The 3,710-nt window shown below is 71.1% G+C and carries 4 protein-coding genes; 3 read left to right on the top strand and 1 reads right to left on the bottom strand.

The window, feature by feature from the left end:
* Positions 1–522 (bottom strand): SRPBCC family protein (locus G6019_RS13345; protein WP_182627784.1); only part of this gene is annotated, 522 nt, incomplete at its 3' end.
* 102 nt (positions 523–624) lie between these two features.
* Between G6019_RS13345 and G6019_RS13340 the strand changes: the two genes are divergently transcribed.
* From G6019_RS13340 to G6019_RS13330, 3 genes are all read left to right on the top strand, one after another.
* Positions 625–1,323 (top strand): TetR/AcrR family transcriptional regulator, encoded by a 699-nt coding sequence (locus tag G6019_RS13340; RefSeq protein WP_182613066.1) that lies wholly within the window; start codon positions 625–627, stop codon positions 1,321–1,323.
* Between the two features lie 121 nt (positions 1,324–1,444).
* Entirely contained in the window at positions 1,445–2,911 is a 1,467-nt protein-coding gene (locus tag G6019_RS13335) for an aldehyde dehydrogenase (protein ID WP_107755971.1), read from the top strand.
* Positions 2,912–2,948: 37 nt separating this feature from the next.
* Positions 2,949–3,710: enoyl-CoA hydratase/isomerase family protein (locus tag G6019_RS13330; RefSeq protein ID WP_182627786.1), on the top strand; the 762-nt coding region annotated here is incomplete at its 3' end.

Raw genomic sequence — 3,710 nt, 5'->3', positions numbered from 1 at the left:
CACCGGCGGACCGTCCAGGGCGCCGTCGAGGCGGACCGCGCTGCCGTCGGCGGCGGGCACGACAGTGCACCACAGGCCGACCGTGATGCCCATGGGGCCCGCGCCGCGCAGTTCGACCCCGGTCTCGTCGGCCTTCTCGACGGTCCACCGCACCTGGACGGGGATGTCCATGAGAGTCATCTGTTGGACGAGTTGCCCGCCGGTGGTGAGCTTCTCGTCCCGCTCTCCACGCCAGGACAGGTGCAAGGTCAGCCATTCGTGGGTCCGGGTGGTGTCCAGTACCACGTCGAGGACCGCGGCCGGCGGAGCGCTGATCGCGCGCGCGACGTCGACCTGCCGTGCATAGCCGGAGATGCCCTCGGGGGCGGGGACGGTCACGTCTGCAGCGGGCGCCGTCGAACCGATGCCGGGGATGATCCGGGAGGCCAGGTCCGCCAGCGGCGTCACCGCCGTCCGGGCCAGCACAGGAGCCAGGGTGCGGCCGGTGTCGACGAGGCCTTTCACGCGCGATCTCTTGGACATGGATGCCACTTTCCGTCTGGTCAGACTGTTTTGCTGAATCATGCCGATCGGACCGACTCGGTGGCAAGTCGCCGCGGCGGTGGCCCGAGTAATGTCTCGGCCATGGCAGCCCCCCGTCGTCCGAAGCAGGAGCGGTCCGCCGCCACCCGCTCGAAGCTCCTCGAGGCCGCGTACGAGTCGCTGCTCGACCGTGGCTACGGCGCGACGACGGTCGGCGAGGTGCAGAACCGCGCGGGGGTCGCGCGGGGCACGCTGCTGCACCACTTCCCCACGAGGGGCTCGCTCATGGCCGGGGTCGTGGAGGACATCGTCGAACGCCGGCTCCGCGTCCTGACCTCGACGGGCCTCGGCGTCCGGGCTCGCGTGGGAGCCGACGACGGTGCCGGCGACGGTGCCGACGCCGTCGCAGACCCCGACGCCGGGGCGCGCGACGACGTGCCGTTGGCCACGAGCTGGGACGACGTGGTGGATCTGGTCTGGGAAGAGCTCCAGGGTCCGCCGTTCACGGTGGCCCTCGAGCTCTGGGTGGCCTCCCGGACCGATCCCGAGCTCCGACGGGCGCTCATCCCTCTCCAGGAACGCATCTTCCGCACGGTGCACCGGAACGTCACGCGTCTGGCGGGGGAGGACCATCCGCGCGCGCCGATGCTGGTGCAGTTCACCATCGACCTGCTCACAGGGGCCCACCTGGCCGGGACCCTGCAGCCCAGGGTCGGAGCCTCGGCCGTGGTCGAGGCCTGGAAGATCGCCGTCCGGGAGCTGGCCCGGACGGACGGGGGACGGGTGCCGGCGCTCCGCTGAGCCGGTCGAGCCGAATCCGTGGAACCGCCGCGGGCGAGGCCGGCACCGCCTAGGTTGGACAGGTGTCTGTTCGCATGTCCGTTGCGACAGGACCCCACCCGGCAACAGCAGGAGACCCACCATGACATCCTCCCTCGACCGCGACGCGTTCCTGATCGGTACCGAGTGGCGCTCACCCGCGACCGACGGCGTCATCGAGGTGGTCAGCCCCCACACCGAGGAGATCGTCGCCCGCGTCCCGGAGGGCTCGGTCGCCGACATCGACGCCGCCGTGGCCGCGGCGCGGGAGGCGTTCGACTCCGGCCCGTGGCCGCGGATGAGCCCCCAGGAGCGGATCGACGTGGTCGCCCGTCTCTCGGCTCTCTACGCCGCGAAGCTGGACGACATGGCGACCCTGATCTCCACCGAGATGGGGTCACCGATCTCGTTCAGTACGCTCGCCCAGGCTCCTGCGCCCTGGATGCAGATCGAGGCGTTCGTCGGCATCGCCCGGGAGTTCCCGTGGGAGGAGACCCGGCCGGGCGTGCTCGGGGGCGAGGTGCTGGTCCGCCACGAGCCGGTGGGCGTGGTCGCGGCGATCCCGCCGTGGAACGTCCCCCAGTTCACCGTGTTGTCCAAGCTGATCCCGGCGCTGCTCACCGGCTGCACGATCGTGATCAAGCCCGCCCCCGAGACCCCGCTCGACACCTACCTGCTGGGCGAGTTGCTCATCGAGGCCGGGGTGCCGGAGGGCGTGGTGAGCATCGTCGCGGGTGGCCGCGAGGTGGGCGAGCACCTGGTGCGCCACCCCGCGGTCGACAAGGTGGCCTTCACGGGGTCCACCGCGGCGGGCCGGAAGATCGGGGCGATCTGTGGCGAGCAGCTCAAGCGCTGTTCGCTCGAGCTCGGAGGCAAGTCCGCGGCGATCGTGCTGGACGATGCCGACCTCACGAGCGTCGTCGAGGGAATCAAGTTCCTGGGCGTGATGAACTCGGGTCAGGCCTGCGTGGCGCAGACCAGGATCCTGGTGAGCCGCGAGCGGCACGACGAGGTCGCCGGCGCACTCGCGGAGGGGATCGGGTCGATGGTCGTCGGCGATCCGATGGACCCCGACACCCAGATCGGCCCGATGGTGGCGCAGCGGCAGCAGGAACGGGTGTCCTCGTACATCGAGATCGGGCAGCAGGAGGGGGCGAAGCTGCTCACCGGTGGCACCGGCCGCCCGGACGGCCTCGACTCGGGGTGGTACGTCCGACCGACCGTGTTCGCGGGGGTCGACAACTCCATGCGGATCGCCCAGGAGGAGATCTTCGGTCCGGTTCTGTCCGTGATCGCCTACGACGACGTCGACGACGCCGTCCGGATCGCCAACGACTCCGACTACGGTCTGGCGGGAACCGTGTGGACCGCGGACCGGGAGGCGGGGCTGGGCGTCGCGCGTCGGGTCCGCACCGGAACCTACGGGGTCAACACGTACACGATGGACTTCTCGGCCCCGTTCGGCGGTTTCAAGGCATCGGGGGTCGGCCGCGAGTTCGGCCCCGAGGGCCTGGCGCAGTACACCGAGGTCAAGTCCGTCTACCTCGACGCGCCCGCGGTCGACGGCTGATACCGCCGTGGTGGGAGAGAACACGACGCCGCTCGACGTGCGCGACGCCGACCGCGTCCGCACGTTGACGCTCGCGCGACCGGAGGCGCTCAACGCGTTCGACGAGGCCCTGTACGACGCGCTCACCATCGCGTTGCACGAGGCCTCGAACGATCCCACCGTGGCGGTCGTGCTGCTCACCGGGCAGGGGCGGGCGTTCAGTGCCGGGACCGACCTGGCCGAGATGGCCCAGCGGATCACCGATCCCGACTTCGTCCCCGGCGAGCACGGGTTTCTCGGGTTGATCGACGCCCTGACCGGGTTCGACAAGCCCCTCGTCCTGGCGATCAACGGCCTCGGCCTCGGGATCGGCATGACCGTCATCGGGTTCGCCGACCTGGTATTCATGTCCGAGGACGCCCGTCTCAAGTGCCCGTTCACCAGCCTCGGGGTGGCGCCCGAGGCCGCCTCGAGCTACCTGCTGCCCCGGCTCGTCGGGCGGCAGAACGCGGCGTGGGTGTTGCTGTCCTCGGAGTGGATCAGCGCCGCCGAGGCGCACGAGATGGGCCTGGTGTGGCGGCTGTGCGCCCCCGACGACCTGCTGGGGGTGGCCACCGAGCACGCAACACGGTTGGCGAGGCTGCCCATCTCGAGTCTGCGGGCGGTCAAGCGGACCATGGTCGAGCCGCTGGCCCGCCAGATCGCCGAGGCGCGCGAACGCGAGAACCAGTGCTTCGCCGACCTCATGGGCGGCCCCGCGAACTCCGAGGCCCTGGCCGCGTTCGCCGAGGGCCGGCCCGCGGACTTCACCGGGCTGCCG

Source organism: Dietzia sp. DQ12-76, from assembly GCF_014145045.1.
GTDB lineage: Bacteria > Actinomycetota > Actinomycetes > Mycobacteriales > Mycobacteriaceae > Dietzia.
This window is presented reverse-complemented; position numbering and strand designations above follow the sequence as displayed.